The sequence below is a fragment of the uncultured Aquimarina sp. genome (genome assembly GCF_947500065.1).
Taxonomy (GTDB): domain Bacteria; phylum Bacteroidota; class Bacteroidia; order Flavobacteriales; family Flavobacteriaceae; genus Aquimarina.
Window position 1 is genome coordinate 339,593 of record NZ_CANMQT010000001.1, and the last position, 25,818, is coordinate 365,410.

A 25,818-nucleotide genomic window follows, 5' to 3' on the forward strand; every position below is an offset into this window, starting at 1 on the left:
TACTCGGGACGGGACTTGAACCCGTACGTCCTAATGGACATTGGATTTTAAGTCCAACGTGTCTACCAATTCCACCACCCGAGCGTGGTATATTTTCTCAGAGCGAAAGACGAGATTTGAACTCGCGACCCCCACCTTGGCAAGGTGATGCTCTACCCCTGAGCTACTTTCGCAGTTATTTTAAGAACTTCGCAATGTGTTATTGCGGATGCAAATTTAAAACATTTCTAGTAATACCAAAGTCTTTTCTAAAAAAAGAATAAAAAACTTTACACTGTAGAAGCTTTCTTCCTGGTTAACATACGTTTAATCTCATTTAATTTCATCAAAGCTTCCACCGGAGTAAGTGTATCTATGTCAATATTTACAATTTCTTCCTTAATTTCTTCCAATAATGGGTCATCTAGATTAAAGAAACTTAATTGTAATTCATCTTCTTCTTGAATTCCCTTTATTTTATCTGTTAATTCTTCACTACTATGGGATTTCTCTAATTTCTTAAGCATCTTATTAGCTCTATGTAACACTTGCTGAGGCATTCCTGCCATCTTTGCCACATGAATACCAAAACTATGCTCACTTCCTCCAGGAACTAGTTTACGTAGAAAAAGTACATTATCTTTCAACTCTTTTACGGCTACGTTATAGTTCTTAATTCGATCAAAAGTCTCGCACATTTCGTTAAGCTCGTGGTAATGCGTAGCAAATAATGTTTTTGGCCTTGCAGGATGCTCATGAAGAAATTCACTGATTGCCCAAGCAATAGAAATCCCATCATAAGTGCTAGTCCCACGACCTATTTCATCAAGTAATACCAGACTTCTATCCGATATATTATTTAGAATGTTTGCTGTTTCATTCATTTCTACCATAAAAGTAGATTCTCCCATAGAGATATTATCACTCGCTCCTACTCTGGTAAATATCTTATCTACAGCTCCTATCTTAGCTTCATCTGCAGGAACAAAGCTCCCCATTTGAGCTAATAAAACAATTAAAGCCGTTTGTCTTAATATCGCAGACTTACCACTCATATTAGGACCTGTAATCATAATCATTTGTTGATCTTCTCTATTCAAAGAAACATCATTCGCTATATATGATTCTCCAGGGGGTAATTGTTTTTCTATTACAGGATGACGTCCATTTTTAATTTCTAAATGATGAGAATCGTCAATAATAGGACGTGTATATTTATTTTCTTTAGCTAACTGGGCATAGGAACACAAACAATCTAATTGGCCTATTAAAGCAGCGTTTAGTTGTACTGGTTTGATATATTCACTCATCCAAACAATCAGATCACTAAACAATTGTTGCTCTAATGATAGAATTTTTTCTTCGGCACCAAGAATTTTGGCTTCATACTCTTTTAATTCTTCGGTAATATATCTTTCTGCATTTACCAATGTCTGTTTACGGATCCAGGTTTCAGGTACTTTATCCTTGTGGGTATTTCTCACCTCAATATAATATCCAAAAACATTATTAGAAGCTATTTTTAAAGAAGTAATACCTGTAGCTTCTGTCTCGCGTTGCAGCATTTTATCCAGATAATCTTTTCCCGAAAAAGCTATAGAACGCAACTCATCTAACTCATCAAGATACCCATCTGCTATGGTATTTCCTTTTATAATATTTACTGGAGCTTCTTCTTTAATCGTCTCTTTAATTTTACTGCGTAACAATTCGCAATCGTGAAGCGTATCTCCGATCACTTTCAATGCTTCATTATCACTATTAACAGCTTGTGCTTTTATAGGAACTATCGCTTCCAGAGAATTTTTTAATTGAATAATCTCTCTGGGATTTACTTTTCCTGTAGCTACTTTAGAAATCAAACGTTCAATGTCTCCGATCTGTTTGATTTGATGTTGAATCTTCTGATGTAATACACTATTATCCAAAAAATATTGTACTACCTCATGGCGTTTTTGGATACTTGTAATATTTTTAAGTGGTAATGCCAACCAACGTTTTAAGGTACGACCTCCCATCGGAGAAATCGTTTTATCAATTACATCTATTAGCGTTACTGCATTGGCGGCATTTGGATTATATAATTCCAGATTTCGAATTGTAAAACGATCCATCCATATATATTCATCCTCTGCAATCCGTTGTATCGCTGTTATATGCTGTAATTTATGATGCTGCGTCTCTCCTAAATAATGAAGAATTACTCCAGCAGCAATAACACCTTCCCGCAAATGATCAACTCCAAATCCTTTTAGAGATGTAGTTTCAAAATGGGTATTCAACGTCTCGTTTGCATAATCTGTTTTAAAGACCCAATCTTCTAAGAAAAAAGTATGAAAATCATTCCCAAAATCATTCTGAAAAGCTTGCTTCTTTGGTTTAGGAATTAAAACTTCACTAGGACTGAAATTACGTAGCAACTTATCCATCTGTGCCACATCTCCTTGTGCAGTTAAGAATTCTCCGGTGGACACATCCAAAAATGCAACACCTAATTCTTTTTTACCATAATGCAAAGCACATAGAAAATTATTAGTCTTACTTTGTAAAACCTCATCATTTAGAGCAACTCCTGGAGTCACCAGTTCTGTTACTCCTCTTTTAACAATAGTTTTAGTCTGTTTTGGATCTTCTAATTGATCACAGATGGCAACTCGTTCTCCAGCCTTTACTAATTTCGGTAAATATGTATTTAAAGAATGATGTGGAAATCCTGCTAAAGCAGTTTCATTTTCGCTTCCATTACCTCTTTTGGTCTGAACAATATTAAGAATTGCTGCTGCTTTAATAGCGTCCTCGCCAAAAGTCTCATAAAAATCCCCTACTCTAAACAGTAATAATGCATCAGGATATTTAGCCTTAATCGCATTATATTGCTTCATTAATGGAGTTACTTTTTTTTCTTTTTTTGCTGCCAAAAGGATATAATTTTTCTAATGTGGCTAAAGTAGGTATTCTTCATTTTTTTTTGAAACGTAGTCAAAAGGAGTTATTCATTTTTATTCACAATTATATTTTAAACAGTTTGCAGTAGCAAGTAATTAGTTTGCAGTACAAAATTTAACAGGAAAAGTAAATATTCAACCCCAGACTTTATAGCTTCACGGATATTATATTTCATACTAAAGAGAAAGTGATACCTTTGACAAAATTTTAAACTAAGAATGGATTTTAAGAATCTTTTAGCCTATAAAAAATCTTTTGATTTAGCAATGAAAGTATTTGAAATTACCAAAAACTTCCCTAAAGAAGAAAAATACTCTCTTATTGATCAAATAAGGCGATCTTCTAGAAGTGTAACTGCTAATATTTCTGAATCTTACAGAAAACGAAAATACCCCAAACACTTTATAAGTAAACTTACTGATAGTGATTCTGAGAATGCGGAAACTCAAACTTGGCTTGAATTTTCTTTAGCTTGTAAGTATATAGATCAAAAAACTTTTGACCAACTTACTTCTTTAAGCTTAGAAGTTGGCAATCTAATTAATTATATGATTAATAACCCTGGAAAATTCGGTGTTAAAGTATAGATTAATTTATAACACAAAATAGTTACTGCAAACTATAAACTGAATACTGCAAACTTAAAAAAATGAACAGAAAACTAAAAAACAGCGAGCTTGATCGCAAAACGGTTGCTGAATTCAAAGAATCAAAAAAGACTTCACTGATTATCATTTTGGACAACATCAGAAGTCTTAACAATATTGGATCTGTATTTAGAACGGCCGATGCTTTTTTGATCGAAAAAATATATCTCTGCGGTATCACTGCCACTCCACCGCATAAGGACATTCAGAAAACGGCACTTGGAGCAACAGATACAGTAGATTGGGAGTATCACGAAAATACATTAGAATTAATTAACGCACTTCAAGAAGAAAGCATAAAAATAGTATCAATTGAACAAGCTGAAAATGCTACGATGCTACACGAGTTCATCCCTGAATCTGATCAAACCTATGCAGTTATTTTTGGAAATGAAGTAAAAGGTGTTCAACAAGAAGTGGTCTCTGCAAGTGATCAAGTCATTGAAATACCACAATATGGCAGCAAACACTCACTAAATATTTCTGTTAGTGCAGGTGTAGTAGTCTGGGATTTATTCTGCAAACTCACAACTTAAAACAGATACTTCATATTTATTTAAACTAAATAAGAATAAGCAGCGCAACCTTTTTCATAATTCTTACTCTTTTAATAAAAAGGGAAACATTATGAAAAAGAATTTTAAAACGTTTATCAGGTTATACACGTCTTTTATTTTACTATCAGTAATAAGTTATAGCTGTTGTCCAGAGCAAATTTTTCAAATCCGAAGTTTTAGAAGTTTAACATTATTTGAACTTAACACACAATCTTCTCAAGATTCTGCAACTTTAATAACGGATGAGTTTGTTCTATATGCAGAATTCAGTGATACCACCATAACATCAACCTACACTAGTTTTAACTTCATTACTTCAGCCTTTGCGACATCATGCGATAACGACACCTTTTTAAATCGATTAAATGAAGAAAGCCTAATCATAAGTCTAGATAAAGCGTTTATATATGATGGCAATACGATTGCTGCTAATTCTAATTTAGTTGAGATTGCAGAAATAGCGGATAACATTGACATTTTTTACGATACCATATCTATAAAATTTTTAAACGATTTTTTAGATAAATCTCAATTTGAAAACCAAGAATACACGTTTACTTTGTCCATTGAGACTACAAACGATTTAAAGTTTGAAAAACAAATCTCAACAACCATAGAACTATAAAGGGAACATCAGAAATAGGCTATTCAGATTTTGTTTTGTAAGTTTAAGGCCATCTAACTCAATCACTATTTTCACAATGAAATACATCTCCGTAATACTAGTTATCTGTTTAACTTTAATAGGTTGCAATCAAAAAAAAGAAGCACCTCAAAAAGAAGAATCTATAACAGAGGATCAACTCATCACAAGGGCGAAAGAAATACATAAAAACGTCATTACCTTAGATACTCATTGCGATATTAATATTAAAAACTTTACAGATTCTATTAATTACACACAGGATCTAAACTCTCAGATCACCTTACCAAAAATGAAAAAAGGTGGATTAGATGTTGCCTGGTTTATTGTGTATACAGGGCAAGATTCACTGAACACGGAAGGCTTTGACAAAGCTCACAAGATTGCTATGTCTAAATTTGATGCAATTCACAGATTAGTAGATACTATTGCTCCAAATCAAATTGAATTAGCATTGACATCTGAAGACGTTCGTAGAATTCATAAATCTGGTAAAAAGGTAGCTATGATTGGTATTGAAAACGGCTATCCAGTAGGAACCGACATCAATAATATCAAAAAGTTTTATGACCTTGGAGGAAGATATATGTCATTATCTCATAACGGACATAGCCAACTCTGTGATTCTAATACTGGTGAAGCTGATGATGTATGGCTACATAATGGATTAAGTGATCTTGGAAAAGAAGTTGTGGCTGAAATGAATAAATGGGGTATTATGATCGATGTATCACATCCATCAAAAGAATCAATGCGTCAGATGATTGAGCTTTCTAAAGCGCCTATTATTGCTTCTCACTCTTCTGCAAGAGCGTTATGTGATCATAGTAGAAATCTAGATGATGAACAATTGCAGTGGTTAAAAGAAAATGGAGGTGTTGTACAAACAGTTGCTTTTACCTCCTATTTGAATACAGAAAAATTCGAAAAGAGAGTTGTAAAAGAAGTAGAAATCGGAAAACAAATTGCAGATTCTATGGGAGTTATCTGGTTAGAGCGAGAAGAAGTAATGAAACTTAGTTCTGAAGAAAAAGAAACTTACTATGACTTTTTAGGGAAAATGGCTGCAATAAGACGAGCAAAAGTTAAAAAAATGAACGACTTACCTCCTGCTGTTGATGTGGTAGACTTTGTGAATCATATTGATTATATGGTTGATAAAATTGGCATTGAACACGTTGGTATTAGCTCTGATTTTGATGGTGGCGGTGGAATCGAAGGATGGAGTGATGCTTCAGAAACCTTCAATGTGACCTTGGAATTAGTAAAACGTGGATATACTGAAGAACAAATAGAAAAACTCTGGAGTGGTAATTTACTCCGTGTTTTGGATGAAGTTCAAAAAGTAGCCAGTGAGCTTCAAAAAGGATAAATTACTTGATTAATTGGTTTAAAATTCCAATATAATCTTCACGATTTTTTACAAAATCTAAATCCGATATATCAATAACTTTCACATTAAAATGTGATTGTGCTTTTATAAACTGCAGATATCCTTTATTAATTTTATCCAGGTACTCTGCAGGGATTTTCTGTTCGTAGTCTCGTCCTCGTTTTTTTATATTTTCCAACAAACGTTCTGTGTTTTGATACAAATAAACATACAATCCTGGTTTTGGCAAATCTCTGTACATAATATCAAAAACCTTTTTGTACAGTTTATATTCATCTTCTTGCAATGTTACTTGGGCAAAAATCAATGATTTAAACACATCATAATCACTTACCACAAAATCTTTAAATAGATCTAATTGTCCGATATCATCTTGTAATCGCTGATAACGATCTGCCAAAAACGACATTTCTAGCGGAAAAGCATACCGCTCCATATCTTCATAGAACTTTGGTAAAAAAGGATTATCTGCAAAACGCTCTAACACCAACTTAGCATTAAACTCTTCTGCTATCAGATTCGCCAGACTTGTTTTACCAGCTCCAATATTACCTTCGATAGTAAGATACTGAAAAGTCGATAAGAAATATTTCGCCTTAGGGCTTAGCATCACTTCATTCAGTTTGGTCACCACGGATGTATCCGTAGTTTTCTCTAATAACTGATTTACAGTTTGGCTTAATACGGGGTGCGTTAATTCTCCTGCTATTTCTGCAAGCGGTTTCAATACAAATTTTCGATCTTGCATAGACGGATGAGGCACCGTTAGTTTTTCAGTTTGGATGATTCCTTCAGAAGAAAAAACAACATCCAGATCGATCGTTCTTGCTTCGTATCCTTCCCCATCTTTTCTACTTCTTCCTAAAGAATTTTCAATTTCCAAAAGTCTATCCAACACTTCAGAAGTGGAATAAAAAGTCTTCACAAGAATACACGCATTATAAAAATCATCACTACTAAATCCCCAAGCTGGCGTTTGATAAACACCAGAAAAATCAACTACATCACCAATAGTTTTATAAATTGCATGCACAGCCTGCTGAAGATAATCCAGACGATTCCCTATATTACTTCCTAACGAAATATGTATATGATTAGATGTTTTCAAATGTAGAAATTTATTTTTCTGATCAGAACTCCGTATTTTTATGAGCAAATTAAGGAAAACAAAATCACTTCACCTTATTTTTGTGCGAAGTATTATGAACTAATTATATTTTGAATAAAACTCCCCTGAATCTTAAAGACAAAATAGCAGCATACAGGATTTACTTGATACTTGGGGCTTTATTTATTTCCTCATTAGTAGCATCTAATCTTATTTTTCAGAAATTTTTTTATTGGGATTTTTTCGGAGTATATACTTTTGAAATTTCCGTTGGGATTTTACCATATCCCATTACTTTTTTAATCACAGATATCATTAGTGAAATCTATGGAAAAAGAAAAGCTAATCAAATTGTTACTGCTGGTATTTTCGCATCTTTCTTTTCTTTAATAATTATATATGTTTCTAAAGAGGTTCCTGCCACTAGCTGGTCTCCTATTAATGATGACACCTTTACCAAAGTTTTTGGTGCTACTGCAGTAGCAGTTTTTGCCTCCATGATGGCGTATCTTTTTGCGCAGTATATTGACATTCAGATTTTTCATTTTTGGAAAAGGATAACCAAAGGAAGACACCTATGGATCAGAAATAACTTCTCTACTTTTGCTTCTCAATTCATAGATACATTTACGGTATTACTCTTATTATGTGCTACTGGAGTCATTGATTGGGATCGTTTTGGTATACTATTACTTAATGGGTTTTTATTCAAAGTATTGGTTGCAGCTTTTGACACTCCCCTTCTCTATTTAGCAGTTTATACCTTAAGAAAAAGGTTCAATCTAAAACAAGGAGGTGAGTTAGCTCTTGAAATTTAAAAAAATCTAACAAATAGTTAACTCTAGAATCGCAACATTGTACCTTTGTAAATCGTTACTTTACATAAAAAGCAATCATAATGGTCAAGAAAGTCCTCAAAATCGTCAGCATCCTTATTCTTATAGTAATTATAGGGATTATTTCTATTCCTTTTCTTTTTGAAGGAACGATCAAAGATAAAATCCGTTATTTGGCGAATGAGCATGTAAATGCTAAAGTTGATTTTGCTGATGTAGATATTAGCTTGATTAGAAGTTTTCCGCAAGCTTCTGTTATTATTGACGAGCTTTCTATCATTAATTTTGCTCCTTTTGAAGGTGATACATTGGCTTATGCCAAAAAGATATCACTAGACATGTCTATAAACGAATTATTCAAAGACGCTACGGAACCTATCAGTGTTCAAAAATTTATAATTGACGAAGCAAACATTGCGATTAAAACAGACTCGTTAGGAAATTCGAATTTTGACATTGCTAAAGCATCAGAAGAAACCGAAGTAACTCCTGAAGACAAAGGCGGTTCTTTTACCTTCGAATTAGATCATTATGAGATAAACAACAGCAAACTTCTATACCAAGATGACGTAAGTAAAATTGCTTTACTTATGACCAATGTAAATCATAGCGGTGATGGATCTTTATCTGGAGAGAACATACTACTTGATACTCAATCCAGTTCTGAAGTTTCTTTTAGCTTAGACAACACTAAGTATCTAAACAAAAATGCCTTAAAACTTGACGCGGAATTAGAATTAGACCTAGAAAATCAGCGATATGCTTTTAAAGAAAATAAAGCTTTTGTAAATCAGTTACCTCTTGAATTTGAAGGATTTGTGCAGTTAGCTGAAAAATATACTGACGTAGATCTTAGTTTTAAAACTCCCTCATCTGATTTTAAAAATTTCCTAGCCGTTATTCCTGAAGTATATGCCAAAAATCTGGACGGTGTACAAACCACTGGAGACTTCTCTGTAAATGGAATCATCAAAGGAAAAGTAGATGATGCGCACATTCCAAAAATGGACATTAAGATCGCCTCGAATAATGCTTCGTTTAAATACCCAGATCTCCCAAAGAGTGTTCAAAACATTACCATAGACACTCAAATCAAAAATGATACAGGCTTAGCAGATGACATTTATGTAAATATCGGAAACCTTACTTTTAGAATCGATCAAGATATTTTTGCTGCTAAAGGCAGTTTGCGCAATATCACAACAAACATGGTCGTGGACATGGCCGTTAATGGAACATTGAATCTTGCTAATTTAAACAAGGCATATCCTATGGAGTTAGAACAACAACTCAATGGAATTCTTAAAGCAAATGTAAATACCAATTTTGATATGCAATCTTTAGAAAAAGAACAATATCAAAATGTAAAAAGCGCTGGTATTATTAGCTTAGATAAATTTACCTACTCTTCTGCTGAATTACCTAATGAGATAAAAATTGAAAAAGCCAATGTAAGCTTTAAACCAGAAACGATCACATTAGACAAGATGGAGGTTATTACTGGAAAATCAGATCTTACGGCTCAAGGTACTATCAATAATTTAATGGGATTTTTATTTTCGAAACAAGATCTTAAAGGGAATTTTGACGTAACCTCAGAAGTTTTTGCTGTAAATGATTTTATGGTAGCAGCAAGCGAAACAACCGAAGAACAGACTAATGATAATACCACAGAGGAGGCCCTTCAAATCCCATCTTTTATCGATGCAACATTAAATTTTGATGCAAAAAAAGTAATTTATGATAACCTGGAATTACGAAACACAAAAGGAAGTGTAAAAATAAATGACGAAACCGCGTATTTACAAAACGTAACATCAAATCTATTTGATGGAGGACTGGCATTTAATGGTAAGGTATCTACAAAAACAGATACCCCTAATTTTGGGATGAATTTAGATTTAAGCAAGATTGATATTGCTAAGTCTTTTTCTAGTCTAGAACTACTACAAAGCTTAGCTCCTATTGCCAAAGCATTAACAGGTGCTTTAAATACGCAAATCAACCTTAATGGCAATCTAAATAGTGATCTAACACCGGTACTGAATTCTGTAAAAGGTAACGCTTTAGCAGAAATACTGGACGCTAAAGTAAGTACATCTCAGACACCCTTATTATCTAAATTAGATGGACAGTTAGGTTTTTTAGATCTAGACAAACTTAATTTGAAAGACGTCAAAACCTCACTAAGTTTTGATGACGGAAAAATCAATGTAAAACCGTTTGTTTTTGATGTTGAAGGAATTAAAATAACTGCTGGAGGAAGTCACAGTTTTGACATGAATATGGATTATAATGTATCATTAGATGTGCCTGCCAAATATTTAGGAAATGAAGTCGGTGGATTAATTTCTCAATTAAGCGACCAGGAAACTAATGATATGAAAGTGGCACTTCCAATTGGCATATCTGGAAACTTTTCTAATCCTAAAATAAATCTTAACACTGGTAAAGCTGTCCAACAACTCACACAACAGATCGTAGACAAACAAAAAGAAAAGGCTACTGGAAAAATAGTTGATGAAGGGACAAAAGTACTTACCGATTTATTAGGTGGTTCCAACAAAGAAAAAGATTCTACTAAAACTACTACTGATAAACCAGAAGATAAACTAAAAGATGCTGCAAAGGATATTTTAGGAGGTTTTTTAGGCAAAAAAAAGAAAAAAGATACTACAAAGAATAAGAACTAAATCTATTATTAATATCAACTCGTTAAAGAATTTTGTCACTTTGTTAACCAAAACGAGCTAATTCTTCATTTTACATAAAAATCTCTCTTATAGGTAAGCTACAACAATATTTAGTTTTTTTTATGTTAATTTCTCACTACATTAGTGCTGGGAAAAACTACTAAAAAGCATTGGATTTTAATTGGATATAACAATCAATATAAACCTTTTAAACTCATAATATTAGCACTTCACAAACAACACCCTATATTTTTGAAAATTATTTTGTCAAAGAAATAACAACATTAACACAATAAATTTATTAAAACTGGATTAACTATTTAGTAAAGTAAGATCTTTTAACTGTGATTTTTATAGTTATAATTTTACTTCTAAATACAAAACCCCAACATATCAGTTATGAAACTAGCTATTTTTCCCCTTGCTTTTCTTATATTTCTCCCTTCCATATTGTTATCTCAAAATACAATTAACGATAATCCTATGAAATGGATGAAAGGATGGACCAATTTTGATCCTAATCACGAAACTTACTCCTCTGCGGACGAAGACATACCAACAATTATAGATCAAGATTCCTATTTAACAAATGATATGACATACTTCTTATCCGGAAATGTATATGTAACCAATGGAGCTACACTTACGATTCAGGAAGGAACTGTCATTAGATGTGATACAGAAACTGCTACAAGCCTAATAATAAGTAAAGGATCTAAGCTAATTGCTAGAGGTCTAAGTGGACAACCTATAGTATTTACCTCTAATAAATCACCAAAAGCAAGAAAAAGTGGTGATTGGGGTGGAATTATAATTGCTGGATCTGGAACGATTAACTCTCCTTCAGAATCAGGTATTATAGAAGGCGATTTTATGCCTCAATACTCTCTTTATGGTGGAAAAGATGATAATGAAATGACTGCGATTATGACGTACGTTAGAATTGAATATGCAGGAAAAAAAATTAATCAATCAAAAGAACTAAATGGATTATCCCTATACGCTATAGGAAAAAACTCTATCCTTAATAATATTATGATAAGTCATTCTGCGGATGATTCTTTTGAATTTTTTGGAGGTGCTGTCAATATGAATAATCTAATTTCTTACAAAGCCAAGGATGATGATTTTGACTTCACTCTAGGATACAGAGGAGAATTATATAACATTGTTGCTGTAAGGCATCCTTACATATCTGATGCTAGCGGTTCTTACTCCATCGAAATAGATGGTTATGACAAGAAACTAGGTTTCACCAACAAAACATTATCATCTGTAAGAATAAAGGACGCAACCTTAATCAATTTATCTGACAGCGGTAATTATCAGCACACTGCAGCTGCTATTTCTTCTAAAAACCTAGCCCGATTAAACGTTACAAATTCCAGAATATCGGGTTATGCTAACGTTGTTAAATTTGATAAATCGTATACATCGTATGCCGATTTAGAAAGATCTTTTTCTTTAGAAAATAGTATTTTCAATGTTCATGACACTAACGTATTAGTCCCTCTAGAAGCAAAATCTGAAGTGCAAAAACTACTTAAATACAACATGTTCACAACACAATTTAGAAACGTCAGTGACTTTTTTGAAAAACCTTTAGATTCTAAAAACCCAAAATTTACCTTAAAGCAATCTCGTGATAGCTACACAGTAATGCAATGAAATTAAAATTTACTTAAATTAACTAATACTCTTACAATGAAATCGATCACCCTATTATTGTTCTCTTTATTCTTATCATTTATCAGCTTTGCTCAAACCAAAAAAAACATCTTTTTTGATCAAAGCACTTTGGTCACCAAGTTTCATACTATTGATGAATTAGAAGATTTAAAAAAAGGAGAACTTGTTAAATTATATATTGAGCGTGCCAACGAAATCATTACCGTATTACCATACATTGCATTAACCAATGAATCTGACGTAAGTCTCTCTGACATTGGAATCAAAGAAAACTCGGACAATCTAAAACTCTTAAAAAAACATCATGAAACAACCACTGATGCCTTTGAAAGTACCAGCAACTTAATAACAGAGTTTGTACCTTATGCTGATACAGAAAAAATAATTTGGTCTATTCTTTATTATGAAGAAATGATTAAAAAAATCCGAATAGGAGTAAACGGAAATTTCTAAAAAAAGAAATTCACATATATATAAGAACAGCCTGTTAGGCTGTTTTTTTTTGTTTTACGCTGAGCTGTTAAACTCTTTTAACCTTCTTAGACAATTCCACTAATGAACAAAAAGAGAGTAATCACCTTAGAACACCTGCCCTTCTACTATCAGAAAAAAATGTTAATAATTCATTTTCATGTAATCTTCACCCCACATAATCGTACTAAATGGTAATAACAATAAATAGATCTTCATTTTTACAGATGGATCACCCATAAAGGTTTAATGAAAGTAGGACGTAAAAGAAAAGAGTTATGAGCACCAAAGAATTATTAAGTTTATTTTTATTTATTACAATTTCAATTACTGGATTATCTCAAGCTGATTTCAATCCTAATAACATGAAATGGATGAAAGATTGGACTAGTTTTGCTCCAAATAACACAACCTACCCTAGATATGATGAACAATTACCAAACATCATAAATAAAGATACTTTTCTACGCAATGATATTGTCTATTTTATGTCAGGAGACATTTATGTAACCAACAATGCTACATTAACTATCCAAGAAGGCACATTAATCAAAGCGGACACAGAAAAACCCACAAACCTTGTTGTTACCAAAGGAGCCAAGCTTATCGCTGATGGCACTAAAGCATCACCTATAGTGTTTACTTCAAACAAGTCTAGGAATTCTAGAAAAAGTGGTGACTGGGGAGGAATTACCATTATAGGTTCTGGCAAAGCAAATACCATCGAAGGAGAAGGAATTATAAAAGGGAAATTTAATCCTTTATATACGATATTTGGCGGAAATGACATCAATGAAGAAACAACCGTATTAAGATACGTAAGAATTGAATATGCCGGAAAATCAACAAATGGTCTTTCATTATATGCATTAGGAAACACCTCTATAGTAGAAAACATAATGATTAGCTATTCTGCAGATGATTCTTTTGAATGGCATGGAGGAGCCTCAACTTCCAAAAATCTAATCTCTTATAAAGCTAATGATGATGATTTCGATTTCACTCAGGGATATAGAGGAGAACTTATCAATATCCTTGCTATTAAACACCCTTATATCACAAGTGACAATGGATCATATGCAATTGAAGTGGATGGTTACAACAAGAATCTAGGTTTTGGAAAATCTAAAATACTATCCAGTATTGATATCACTGGCGCTACATTGATAACGCTAGTCGACGAAAGTAACTATAACCATTCTAGAGCTGCAATATCAATAAACAATCTAGGTGAACTATATCTAAATAATTCCAATATATCCGGTTTCTCTGATGTAGTTAAATTAGATAAAACATTTTCAACTTTAAGAATGATTGAAACTGCATTTAAGTTAGACAATAGTTTTTTTAATGTCCATAATGAAGGTGTTGTTACTCAAAACAATATCAAAGATGACACCTTTAATCTATTAAAATATAACCGATTCACTAAAACATTTCAGCAACCAGAAGAGATTTTTAGCGCACCATTAGATAGTGCAAATCCCGATTTCACACTAAAAAACTCTTTAAACAATTATATGGTAGTTCAATAAACAATCCTATAACAAAATAACCAAAACCATGAAAAAAGCAATTACTATAGTATTACTAGTCCTAACTATAAGCCCTCTATCGGCTCAAAATAAAAAGAAAGGAATTCTCTTTGACAGCAATAAGTTAATTAACAGATTTCATACCATAGATGAACTACAAGACCTTAATAAAGGAGCTTTAATCGATTTATACTTGGAACGTACAAGAGAGATTTTTGTAGTTCTGCCGTACTTATCCTTATCCAACAAACCTGGAACTAGCCTTGGTGATATCGGAATTAAAGAAGATTCTGACAACATCAAAATTGTAGAAAAAAACAATGAGATAGCAGACAGAGCGTTTGTTTATACTACAAATACAATAAAAGAATTGGTTCCTTATTCTGATACGGATAAAATTATCTGGGCAATTTTATATTTTGAAGAAATGATCAAGAAAATGCGATTAGGTAAGGATGGAAACATATAAAACATAGGACACATCAGCAAACCACAAAAACATCGACAAAAGACACAAAAACAACGTTAACAATAACTTCTCTTTGGCTTAATTTGGTTTTTAAATCTGGCAACAATCTTTCCAAAACCTAAATTTCGGATAAATTGAAAACAATTCAACCATTTTTCAAGTTACTGTTTTACAGATATATAAGAATAAAACGAAATTTCATTAAAAAAAATAAAGCATAATTAAAATACTTTGTTTATCATTTATGCAAAATGAATAAACAATTTATAAAATACTGAAAATCAATAGTGTAAACACTTGATAAGTAGGAATTATACTCTTAAAGTTTTCATAATTACACCAATAAAAACGACGAACGTACATATTTTACGGAAAACACGTAACCAACTCTTCAAAAAGTATAGTAACTTAGTGTCCCTGAAGTAGAAGAAAGAATTTTCTTCTAATTTTATAACCCCAAAATAACACTTTTATGAAACTAAGATGCGCCTTAATTATGTCTATTTTATCATGTATTATTCTTTCCAATGCCCATGCACAGGATTTTAATACAAATGATAATAAATGGACAAAAGGTTGGACCAATTTCACACCAAACTCTACAAATTATCCTGAAGCCGAAGAAAAAATTTCAAATATTATTGCTGAGGACACCTATCTAAGTAACGATACAGTCTATCTATTATCAGGTGACGTATACGTAACTGGAAATGTAACACTAACAATTGAAGAAGGAACACTAATAAGAGGCGATCATGAAAATCCCGCAAATCTTATTATAACTAAAGGTTCTAAACTTATAGCTGTTGGATCGGAAGCTTATCCAATTGTTTTCACTTCTAACAAAGCTTCTAAATCAAGAGCAAGTGGAGATTGGGGTGGAATTATAATAGCTGGTTCCGGTAAAGTTAACTCAGTATCTGGCAATGGCGTTATTAAAGGAAATTTTAATCCGCAATACGCTGTATATGGCGGAAACAATCAAGATGAACAAACTGCTATTTTAAGGTATGTAAGAATAGAATTCTCTGGTAATAAATCAAAGGGATCGGAAAACATTAATGGTTTATCCCTATTTGGAATCGGAGCAGGTTCAATAATAGACCACGTAATGGTAAGTTATTCTGGCCAAGATTCATTTAACTTGACTGGAGGTAATAATAATCTTAGACATATGCTTTCATATAAAGCAGAAGATGATGATTTCCAAATCTCTCAAGGTTTTAAAGGAGACCTTGATTATTTAATGGCGATACGTCATCCATATATTAATAGTCCTAAAGGATCGTACTCCATAGAAATTGATGGGTACAATAAAGAACAAGGATATTTAAAACCTGATGCTATCACAGATGTTACCATTACTAATTCGACTTTTGTAAATCTTTCTGATAATTCTAATTACATACATACCTCATCTGCTATTTCGGCTACAAACTCTGCTCTGGTATATCTTCATAATTCTAAGATTTCTGGGTTTTTAAATGTTGCGAAATTCGACGAATCTTATACCTCTTTATCCGTTCTTGAAAGAGCTTTTAAAATGGATAACAGCTTTTTTAATATTCATGGAGAAGGCATAGAGGTAAGCTACAAACCTAGCAATGGAGTTTTAAACGTTCTAAAATATAATAGATTCACTAAAGATTTTGTGAGTGTTGACAAACTTTTTGAAGATCCTAAAAGTAAATCAGCACCAAAATTTCAGCTTAAAAAGGCTATGAATAATTATATGGTAATGCAATAAACATTTCTTATAAACAATACTTTTTTTGTCCTGGATTCCCCCAAATCCAATAAATGAATTTAACACGGCACTATAAATTATGCTTAAATCAAAACTATTAATAGGCTTCATCTTTTTTCTATCCCTGCAATATATTCACGGGCAGCAAAGAGATGAAGCCGTATTTTTTCTTAAAAAAGATCAAATCACCAAATTTCATACGATAAGCGATCTAGAAAATTTAAAAAAAGGACAACTTATCAAACTTTATCAAGATCGAATAAAAGAAATCGTTACTGTTCTTCCTTTTTTATCTCTTACCAATGAACCTGGAGTTCGATTAGGCGACTTAGGAATTAAGGAGGACTCTGGTCATATAAAATCACTTAAGAAAAGCGTAGAAACTACTGAAGAAGCTATAAATGTTGCTCAAAATTCTATTGAAGAACTTGTTCCATACGCTGATACAGAAAAAATCATATTAACAATCCTTTACTACGAAGAAATAATTAAAAAAATGCGCATAGGAGTTAACAGAACTTTTTAAGTCAAATTTGTAATCTAAAAGATATTAGCATATGATTATTGAAAAAGAAATGATGATACTATGTCATTGTTTCTTTTCTATACTCACGCAAAAATCTAACAGAGTAGATGTAAGGATATTTTCAAAACTACTACTAACCAAACATGATTACATTCTATCTTATTCTTGGAATCTTAACTTCAGTAGCTGGTGCTTTACCTCTTGGAGCGGTTAACATTGCGGTTATCAATACAACAATTAAAGAAGACACTAAAAAGGCTTTTCGTATTGCATTGGCAGCAGGCATTGGCGAAGTACTATTAGCTTTTTTTGCCCTACACTGTAGTATGGAACTAACAGGGTTTTTCGAAAACAACCGATGGATTCAGATAGTGATTATAGCTTTATTTTTAATGATAGGAGTTTATTTCTTAGTACGTAAAAGTAAAACCGAAAACAGTAAAAAAATATCCTCAACTAAATTAAGTAGATCTAAATTCTTAACTGGTTTTTCCTTAGCTTTTTTGAATCCCCCTGTTATTATCTATTGGATAGTAGCCATATCACTAACAAACAAACATCTTTTTGAACTTACACTCTACTCACCATTAATTGCATTATTCCTATTCTTTTCTGGAATATATTTAGGCAAAATAGGCACATTATATTTGTATAGTAAATGGGGAAACAGAATGGCACAAAAATCCAATGACTCTAAAACTAAATTATTTAAGATTATTGGTATTGCATTAATAGCCCTTTCTTTTGTTCAAGGAGTAAAATTCTTAGTAGCATAACAACTATCAACCAAACTTAAACCTAGTATAAGATAAGCATCCTATACTTACTATGTTTAACTCATAATGTATTGATTACAACTCACATTCTTTTTAAATAAAAACGCTCTAAACCCTGTTTATCAAACATTTACACTCAACTAAAACTCGTTAGTTTAAAAAAAAAATAACATTTATGATTTAGCGGGGTAACATTAAACCTCTTTTCGACACTATTACATGAGTTTCGATTAAATATTATTGTTAATAAAAAATCAGAGGCTCAGATAAATCAAAAAAAGTATATTTTTGCAAATTATCCGTTTAAAATCTGATAATCAATGATTATGAAATACAAAACATATAAACTAAAAGCTTTTAACCTTCAGGAAATGCTTTTAGTTTTAGCAATTATAGGGATCTTATTATTAATAGCATTACCTAATTTTTTGCCTCTTATTGCGCAGACAAAAGCGCAAGAAGCAAAAATACAGTTAAAGACTATTAGTAATATGCAAACCCAATATAGATACCTTAATTCTAAGTATTCAATGGATTTTAATGAAATTAACTATGAATCTCCAACTACAGTAAAAAATGGTGGTACTGCTAACTATAGTTATGATATTCTTGAAGCTTCCACTTCAAATTTTAAAGCAAGAGCAACAGCCGTGGTAGATTTTGACGGTGATGGGGTTTTTAATATATGGGAAATTGACGAAAACGGAAGCCCTAAACAAATTACTAAAGATTGATGTTGATTTTGAAAGGACTTGTAATTTTTAATCTCGGATATATTGCCTGGCAAGACCTTAATAATAGGGAGGTTTATTGGTTTTTGCTTCCAAGCCTTTTTATAATATTGGGATTTCTGCATTATAACAATGTAGTTCCAATTCATTTCAAAAATGCTATTGTGATAAACCTAGGACTAATATTTTCAATAATCTCTATACTTTATCTTTATGCTAAAATAAGGATAAAACGCCCTTTTTTTAAAGAAGTATTTGGCATAGGAGATGCCTTATTTTTTTTAGCATTTGCTGTAGCGTTCCCCACAGCAACATTTATTATTCTTTTTGTTTTCTCATTGCTCTTTTCATTAGGAATATGGCTAATTATTAAAAATAATTCCAAACATAACACGATTCCTTTGGCAGGCTATATGTCACTATTTTTAATTTTGATTTTTAGTAGCAACTGGATTACAGATGCAATTAACCTGTATGTAATATAATGAGAATAGATTCTTTCGAAATACCAGTTCATATTAAACAATTGATTACTCCTAATCAGGCTTTTCATTATAGAATTATTCCGTTTTCTAAGGATAATGAAACAATAAGTTTTAAAACAGATTCAGAAAATCTGGATGCGCTTCAAAAAGAACTTTCTATAATCCTGAATCAAGAAGTGTTACTTATTTCAGAAACACAGGAGAATTTACAATCATATCTTACATTAAACTATAGAAAAACAACATCTACTGCCAATCAGAAACTACATTACGAAGACAACTTTTTACAAAAATTAATCTCCACAGCAAAGGATTTCGGTAGTAGTGATATTCATATGGAACCTTATGAAAAGTTCTGTAGAGTGCGATTGAGGCTTGATGGAAAACTAAAAGAACAATATACGATTAGCAATAAAGAATATCCTCAACTGATTAATCAAATTAAGATTCAATCAGGTTTAGATATTTCACAAAAAAGATTAGCGCAGGATGGGCGTATCACTTTTAAGAATGGTTCTGAAGAGTTTGATATAAGGGTCTCTACAATGCCTACTCTTTATGGAGAAAAAATTGTGTTAAGATTATTAAGCAGAGACACACAAGACGTACAACTTAATGATTTAGGATTCACTACTAAAGAATTAGAATTATATAGAGAAGCCACTAAAAAACCACAAGGGATTATCCTTATATCAGGACCTACTGGTTCCGGAAAAACTACGACGCTTTATGCTACACTAAAAGAACTTAATAAAGAAGTATCTAATATACTGACTATAGAAGATCCAATAGAATATACATTAGAAGGTGTAAATCAGGTCCAACTTAGAGAAGATATTGAATTTGATTTTCCTGCTGCGCTTCGTGCCTTTTTACGTCAGGATCCAGATATTATTATGGTTGGTGAGATTAGAGATGACAAAACTGCTAATATGGCTATTAAAGCCGCTTTAACAGGACACCTAGTTTTATCCACAATACACACCAACTCGTCTTGGGCTACTATCTCTAGGCTTATTGATATGAAAGTACCTTCATTTTTATTAGCAAGCACATTAACTATGAGTATCGCTCAGCGACTAGTTCGAAAACTATGTGTACACTGCAAAAAAGAAAAAGAATCAGAAACAAAAGATTTTCCTTTAGGATTTGACATTCCTGAAGACATCAAAAAACATTACATAGCGACTGGATGTAATCACTGTTATCAAACAGGATATTATGGCAGAAAAGCGATTTATGAATTATTACCTATTACAAAAGAATTAGAAACCGCAATACGTCATAACGAGTTACAAATTGATGACTATATTGCCGCCCAAAATATTGATACGCTACAAACAAATGCTATGCGCCTAGTAAGGGAAGGTGTAACTTCTGTAGAAGAAGTATATGCGTTATTAGCAAACAACTAACACCATGAAGAAAAACATACTATTACTATGTTTCATTTTTAATTTTGGAATACTGTCATATGCACAGGATAATTTTCAGAATCAATCACAAGATAATACTAGAATTGCCACTTTAGAGAACAAACTACAAGTACTAAGTGTAGAAGTTCCTGGATTAGCAGAAAAGGTAAGTGTAAATATTTCTAATACTACACTTCTTAATTTTCTAAGAGCAGTTTCACAAGTACATAAAATTAATATTAACCTATCTGATCAACTTAATACTATTAATATAATTAATGGTTTTAACGATGTTACTGTACAAGATTTATTAGTTTTTTTAGTAAAAGAATATCAGCTGGATATTCAATTTACTGGTAATATTTTATCAATAAAAAAGTACATTCCTCCTACAGAAACTCCTGTAGAAAAAGAACTTGTAATAAATTATGACTTAGCAGCTAGTGTTTTATCTATGGATCTTAGAAATGATCCATTACCAAAAGTATTCAGAAAAATCACAGAACTATCTGGTAAGAACTTGTTATACACTCCAGAATTAAATACTAAGAATTTATCTTTATACTTAAGTAATGTACCGATAGAAGTGGCATTACAAAAACTAGCAGAAACTAATGATCTAGATTTCAATAAAACCAGAGATGATTTTTATGAATTCGAAAGCATTCCCGGTTTAAATGATGGCTCAAATAATTCAGGCTCCAGGCGCAGAAATAGAAAGAATGCTAACTATAAAATCGTTGATACATTAAATAGTGTATTATCAGTAGATTTAAGAAACGCCAGTGTAGCAGAACTTATTAATAATGTATCGGAAGATCTAGAATTAAACATTTTTACCGCTTCTCCATTAGAGAATGCGGGCAAGGTTACTGTAAAAGCAGAAGCTATTAGTTTTGATGATTTACTAATTAAGATTTTTGAGAGCAATGCTAACGCGGTTGTACAAAACCCTGCTCCTAGCAATCAAAATACCAGAAACAATACTTCTAATCAGCAAGGAGGTTTTCAGAATAACGCTTCTTCTTCCGCATCAACTAATTTCACTTTTAAGAAAGAAGGGAATGTATATTACTTTGGAACTGAAAATCAATTAACTATCAAAAAAATAGAAATGGTGCAGATGATGCATCGATCTATTGCTATGTTGGGTGATGCAAATCCTTCAGGAGGAGCAGGTGGAAGCAGTTTTGGTAACAATAATTTTGTAACAGGAGGAACTAGCTTTTTTGGAAATCAAGGAAATTCTAATCTTAATCAAAACAGAGCGAACAATAGGAATCAAGGAGGTTTAAACTCAGGAGTTTCCAGAAACTCTTCCTCTAACAGCTCTAACCGCTCTAACAGTGCGCAAGCAGGATCTATTTCTGATATTTTTCCCGCTTCTGTAACAGAAGGGTTAGAGATTAAAATAGATACTGAGCTTAATAGCTTTGTCGTTAGTGGATCTGGAGCACGCGTAGAAAAATTCAAGAATTTTATTAAATACATCGATAAACCCGTTCCTCTTATTTTAATAGAAGTAATGATTCTAGAAGTCAGTAGAAGCGCCACGGTAGAAACGGGTGTAGAATTTGGGATTGGTAAAGAACCTACAACAACAGAAGGAGCAACTTTTCCAAATGCTAATATTACCTTGGGAGCACAAACTATTAATAGAATTATCGGTGGTTTTGATGGCTTTGGCTCCTTAAATCTTGGTAATGTAGTGCCTAATTTTTATATGGATATCAAAGCAATGGAATCCAATGGTAATGTAAAAATATTATCAACCCCAAAACTAAGTACACTAAACGGTCACAAAGCCTATCTATCAAGCGGACAGACCACATATTATGCGGTTACTAGTCAAAATATTTTTGGGTCGCAGAATCCTCAGACGTCAGAAATAGTAAATTATCAACCTATTGATGCAGAACTAGCGTTAGAATTTAAGCCCTTTGTTTCCGGAGATGGTCAGATTACTTTAGATATACAAGTAATACAATCCAATTTTAGTGGTGAGCGTATTGCAGAAGATGCTCCACCAGATATTAATAGCAGACGATTCTCTTCTATTATGCGAATGCGAGCAAATGATGTAGCTATATTAGGTGGTATCGAAGAAAAAGTAAAAAATGATTCTGGATCAGGAGTACCATTATTATCTCGTATACCTATTATCAAATGGTTATTCAGTAAAAGAAGAAGAGAAGATTCTAAGAAAAAACTAAATGTAATTATAAAACCAACAGTGTTTTATTAATGGGAGTATCATTATCGTCATATAATCCAATAAAAAAATCTTTTCTTGCTTTTGAGCATTCGGAGCGTGAAAATGATATTGTGATCCTCGCAATTGAGGTAGCACAAAAAAAAGATGAGCTAGATGTTGTTGATCATTTTATAGCAAAAAGTTTTAGTGATCTCTCTAACAAAGTAAAAACTACTACAAAAGCTCATTTGATTATTACAGATAATAACATACTGAGCAAAGAAGTGAATGCAACCGGCACAGATCAGGAGATTCTAGCCGAAGCATATCCTAACTTGGATTTAGATGACTTTTATTATCAAATTCTAAAAACTTCTATCAAATCTTTTGTAGCTGTTTGCAGAAAACAATACGTCGACACACTTATTTCAAAATATAAAGAAATAAACATTCTGATTACCAATATCGATCTTGGAATTCTTAAAACCGCATCGATAGTATCTTATTTTCAGGATACAGAACTACTAACTTTTAATACTGCATTAACTATAAGTAATGAAGAAGTTTTTTCCGTAAAACCAAATGTAGATGTTATAAAAAATTATACGATTGATACCATAACAATTCCTAGTACGCATACCCTACCCTTTGCCTGTATTTTGGATGGAGTTATCAATCAAACCGCTATTTCTGGAAATACCGAAGAAAAAAATGCAGCATTACTGCATACGTTTAAGGAATCTCAGTTCTTCAAAAAGACATTACAATACGGAATTGGTTTTTTGCTCATCTCCTTATTAATTAATTTTTTTGTCTTTAACAGTAAGTACAAAACGTGGCAAGGGTTGCAAGAAGAAGAACAGATATACACATCCCAAAAGGAAAATATTGAAAAACAACAATCTATAGTGAGCACCAAAGAAGATATTGTAAACAGTATTATAACCACTGGATTTTCTAAAAGCTCTTATTATACAGATCAAATTATTCAATCACAACCCACTACAGTTATATTAAAATTATTGAGTTATCAACCAATAACCAAAACCATACGGAACGACAAACCGATTAAAGTAAAAGACAACATAGTATTAGTTACTGGGGATTCTTCTGACAAAACAAGTTTTACAACTTGGATACAAAAGATTGAAAGTTTAGATTTTGTAAATCAAGTAACCATTATTAATTATGGATTAGGTAAGAAAAAAACCGCAGCCTTCGAAATAGCAATCAACCTAGCTGATGACACAAAAAAATAAAAACATAGCATTAATCATAGGATTAGTATTAGTCCTATTCATAGCATATCAGTATGGTTTTTCTAAAACCTTTGTGCTAAGCAAAGAAGTAAGCAAACTAGAGGATCAGAAGGAGGCATATCAATCCGCTCCCGCACAATTAGCAGCATTAGCAAATAAAGAAAAACAACTCGATGAAATTCTAAAAAAAAATAATGTAGAAGGGAATTCGTTACAAAATAATATACTAAAAGTACTTAATACATTATCAAATGATTCAGGGTATACTATCATCGCTTTTGAGGAACCTCATATATACCTAGATGAAGTATCTCAAAAAACCACCACTACCTATAATTTCACCTTACAAGGAGATTATAAGTCTTTAATTAATGTGGTATATGCTTTAGAACAAAAGTATAGTTTTGGGAATGTGATAAATGTCAATTTCGAAAAGAAAAAAAACTTTAGAACTGGAAAAAGCTTTTTACAATGCCAGATCCTGCTTCAAAGGATTAATTAATTATTTTTTTTAAATATAATTTATTGAAACTGAATTTAAAAAGTTAAATTCATCCTTTAGTTTTAATGCAATATATGTTTCTGTAAATTATGGATTGGAGAATTAAGGCTTCCATACAAAAAATACTTTCCTCATCCCGAATTGGTGATAAATTAAACCATATTCCTGCTATACTTCAGAAAAACTATCACGAGAATGTAGTCAAATATCAATTTCATGAATGTATTAGAAAGTTTGACTATACGCAGTTAGATTTAAATCAAAAATGTACTGCATTAGAAATCGGTACGGGATACTCTGTTATTTCTCCAGTTATTTTATATTTATTAGGTTTCGATAAAATAGTCACTGTTGATATCGATCAAGATATAAAATTCGAATCTTTTCAGAAACAAATTGATTACTTAAACTCTAAAGAATATATCCAAGAGATTTCCAACAAAGGTGTTTTCTCTCCAGAAACTATAAAAAAGAAGTTGGATGAAATTTTAAAATGTGCAAATTTGGATGAACTATTATCCTTTTGTAACATTAAATATATTGCTCCATATACTCCCAAGGATATTAGCGCTGAAGAAAGCACCTTTGATTATATTTATTCTCAAGTAGTTTTTGAGCACATTCCTCCTGAGTTCCTAGAAATATTATTTGAAAACTTTAAGATTTGGTTAAAAAAGGGATGTTACACAGTGCATACTATAAATTTTGTTGATCATTTCACTAATCCCGGCTTTTTTCAAGATCAAAACATCTCTGCATATAATTTTTTAAAGTTTTCAGATACATACTGGGGTTTTTGGGCTGGAAATTCTATCGCCTACACCAATAGACTATCTCACATATATTATCAAGATTTATTTGAAAGTAATAATCTATATGTTACTAATTTTATTGGAGAAAATTACAAACCTTCCAAGCATCTGGAAATTACTGAAATTCATAATGATGTAATCCGAAAATATAAATCACACCCTGATTTAATAGAACTTACTAAATACCAAAGGGGTACTTTTGTTGTGAAAAACAATTAATTTACAATTTTCCTAAAAACACTCTTAAGAACAAATATTCCCAAATTACTTAATCACTTAAAAAACAAATTCACCACCATTCTTCAATTTTAAAACTCTCTTCAAGTAATATTTCATTAAAAAAAGAAAAAAAAACAGATTTCCCTAGTAACATTTACTCTTCTAGCGACACTTAACTATATAAAA

At 32.0% G+C, this 25,818-nt stretch carries 22 protein-coding genes and 2 tRNA genes; 20 read left to right on the forward strand and 4 right to left on the reverse strand.

Annotation, left to right across the window (positions count from 1 at the left end; translation table 11 throughout):
• The 3 genes from Q0975_RS01725 to mutS form a co-directional block, all read right to left on the reverse strand.
• Window positions 1-84: transfer RNA gene (locus Q0975_RS01725), tRNA-Leu, on the reverse strand.
• A gap of 17 nt (window positions 85-101) precedes the next feature.
• Window positions 102-173 (reverse strand) — tRNA-Gly (locus Q0975_RS01730).
• 96 nt (window positions 174-269) lie between these two features.
• A complete protein-coding gene (gene mutS / locus Q0975_RS01735) occupies window positions 270-2,861 on the reverse strand; it encodes a DNA mismatch repair protein MutS (RefSeq protein ID WP_299434213.1) in 2,592 nt (863 codons plus the stop codon).
• 282 nt (window positions 2,862-3,143) lie between these two features.
• Here mutS and Q0975_RS01740 point away from each other — a divergent pair, with 282 nt between their 5' ends.
• The 4 genes from Q0975_RS01740 to Q0975_RS01755 all read left to right on the forward strand — a co-directional run bounded on the left by Q0975_RS01740 (window position 3,144) and on the right by Q0975_RS01755 (window position 6,144).
• A complete protein-coding gene (locus tag Q0975_RS01740) occupies window positions 3,144-3,512 on the forward strand; it encodes a four helix bundle protein (protein ID WP_299432170.1) in 369 nt (122 codons plus the stop codon).
• Window positions 3,513-3,574: 62 nt separating this feature from the next.
• Window positions 3,575-4,108, forward strand: coding sequence for an RNA methyltransferase (locus Q0975_RS01745; RefSeq protein WP_299432173.1), 534 nt, complete (start codon window positions 3,575-3,577; stop codon window positions 4,106-4,108).
• A 91-nt stretch (window positions 4,109-4,199) separates the two neighbouring features.
• Window positions 4,200-4,754 (forward strand): hypothetical protein, encoded by a 555-nt coding sequence (locus tag Q0975_RS01750; RefSeq protein ID WP_299432176.1) that lies wholly within the window; start codon window positions 4,200-4,202, stop codon window positions 4,752-4,754.
• A gap of 76 nt (window positions 4,755-4,830) precedes the next feature.
• Complete coding sequence (locus Q0975_RS01755) at window positions 4,831-6,144, forward strand: dipeptidase (protein ID WP_299432179.1); 1,314 nt, start codon at window positions 4,831-4,833, stop codon at window positions 6,142-6,144.
• Between the two features lies 1 nt (window position 6,145).
• Here Q0975_RS01755 and folK read toward each other — a convergent pair whose 3' ends face one another.
• Window positions 6,146-7,273: a 2-amino-4-hydroxy-6-hydroxymethyldihydropteridine diphosphokinase gene (folK, locus tag Q0975_RS01760; protein ID WP_299432182.1), complete on the reverse strand. Its 1,128-nt coding sequence runs from the start codon at window positions 7,271-7,273 to the stop codon at window positions 6,146-6,148.
• Between the two features lie 110 nt (window positions 7,274-7,383).
• Between folK and Q0975_RS01765 the strand changes: the two genes are divergently transcribed.
• The 16 genes from Q0975_RS01765 (at window position 7,384) to Q0975_RS01840 (ending at window position 25,632) form a co-directional block, all read left to right on the forward strand.
• The gene (locus Q0975_RS01765) at window positions 7,384-8,091 is read left to right on the forward strand and encodes a queuosine precursor transporter (RefSeq protein WP_299432185.1); all 708 of its coding nucleotides are present in this window, start codon (window positions 7,384-7,386) and stop codon (window positions 8,089-8,091) included.
• Between the two features lie 80 nt (window positions 8,092-8,171).
• Window positions 8,172-10,802, forward strand: coding sequence for an AsmA family protein (locus Q0975_RS01770; protein ID WP_299432188.1), 2,631 nt, complete (start codon window positions 8,172-8,174; stop codon window positions 10,800-10,802).
• 399 nt (window positions 10,803-11,201) lie between these two features.
• Window positions 11,202-12,470 (forward strand): hypothetical protein, encoded by a 1,269-nt coding sequence (locus tag Q0975_RS01775; protein ID WP_299432191.1) that lies wholly within the window; start codon window positions 11,202-11,204, stop codon window positions 12,468-12,470.
• Between the two features lie 36 nt (window positions 12,471-12,506).
• Entirely contained in the window at window positions 12,507-12,944 is a 438-nt protein-coding gene (locus Q0975_RS01780; protein ID WP_299432194.1) for a hypothetical protein, read from the forward strand.
• A gap of 296 nt (window positions 12,945-13,240) precedes the next feature.
• The gene (locus Q0975_RS01785) at window positions 13,241-14,497 is read left to right on the forward strand and encodes a hypothetical protein (protein ID WP_299432197.1); all 1,257 of its coding nucleotides are present in this window, start codon (window positions 13,241-13,243) and stop codon (window positions 14,495-14,497) included.
• 28 nt (window positions 14,498-14,525) lie between these two features.
• A complete protein-coding gene (locus Q0975_RS01790; protein WP_299432200.1) occupies window positions 14,526-14,966 on the forward strand; it encodes a hypothetical protein in 441 nt (146 codons plus the stop codon).
• 472 nt (window positions 14,967-15,438) lie between these two features.
• On the forward strand, window positions 15,439-16,713 hold the full coding sequence (locus Q0975_RS01795; RefSeq protein ID WP_299432203.1) for a hypothetical protein: 1,275 nt from the start codon (window positions 15,439-15,441) through the stop codon (window positions 16,711-16,713).
• A 79-nt stretch (window positions 16,714-16,792) separates the two neighbouring features.
• Window positions 16,793-17,239 (forward strand): hypothetical protein, encoded by a 447-nt coding sequence (locus Q0975_RS01800; protein WP_299432206.1) that lies wholly within the window; start codon window positions 16,793-16,795, stop codon window positions 17,237-17,239.
• Window positions 17,240-17,382: 143 nt separating this feature from the next.
• The gene (locus tag Q0975_RS01805) at window positions 17,383-18,015 is read left to right on the forward strand and encodes a LysE family transporter (protein ID WP_299432209.1); all 633 of its coding nucleotides are present in this window, start codon (window positions 17,383-17,385) and stop codon (window positions 18,013-18,015) included.
• Window positions 18,016-18,341: 326 nt separating this feature from the next.
• Window positions 18,342-18,749, forward strand: a complete 408-nt coding sequence (locus tag Q0975_RS01810) for a prepilin-type N-terminal cleavage/methylation domain-containing protein (RefSeq protein WP_366887979.1) — start codon at window positions 18,342-18,344, stop codon at window positions 18,747-18,749.
• Window positions 18,750-18,757: 8 nt separating this feature from the next.
• A complete protein-coding gene (locus Q0975_RS01815) occupies window positions 18,758-19,231 on the forward strand; it encodes a hypothetical protein (RefSeq protein ID WP_299432215.1) in 474 nt (157 codons plus the stop codon).
• Entirely contained in the window at window positions 19,231-20,646 is a 1,416-nt protein-coding gene (locus Q0975_RS01820) for a GspE/PulE family protein (protein ID WP_299432218.1), read from the forward strand. Before Q0975_RS01815 ends, Q0975_RS01820 begins: the two co-directional genes overlap by 1 nt.
• 4 nt (window positions 20,647-20,650) lie before the next feature.
• Window positions 20,651-22,891 (forward strand): type II secretion system protein GspD, encoded by a 2,241-nt coding sequence (locus Q0975_RS01825; RefSeq protein ID WP_299432221.1) that lies wholly within the window; start codon window positions 20,651-20,653, stop codon window positions 22,889-22,891.
• Window positions 22,891-24,099, forward strand: a complete 1,209-nt coding sequence (locus Q0975_RS01830; RefSeq protein WP_299432224.1) for a hypothetical protein — start codon at window positions 22,891-22,893, stop codon at window positions 24,097-24,099. Before Q0975_RS01825 ends, Q0975_RS01830 begins: the two co-directional genes overlap by 1 nt.
• Window positions 24,083-24,601, forward strand: coding sequence for a hypothetical protein (locus Q0975_RS01835; RefSeq protein ID WP_299432227.1), 519 nt, complete (start codon window positions 24,083-24,085; stop codon window positions 24,599-24,601). Before Q0975_RS01830 ends, Q0975_RS01835 begins: the two co-directional genes overlap by 17 nt.
• Before the next feature lie 89 nt (window positions 24,602-24,690).
• The gene (locus tag Q0975_RS01840) at window positions 24,691-25,632 is read left to right on the forward strand and encodes a class I SAM-dependent methyltransferase (protein ID WP_299432229.1); all 942 of its coding nucleotides are present in this window, start codon (window positions 24,691-24,693) and stop codon (window positions 25,630-25,632) included.
• The last annotated feature ends 186 nt before the right edge of the window (window positions 25,633-25,818 follow it).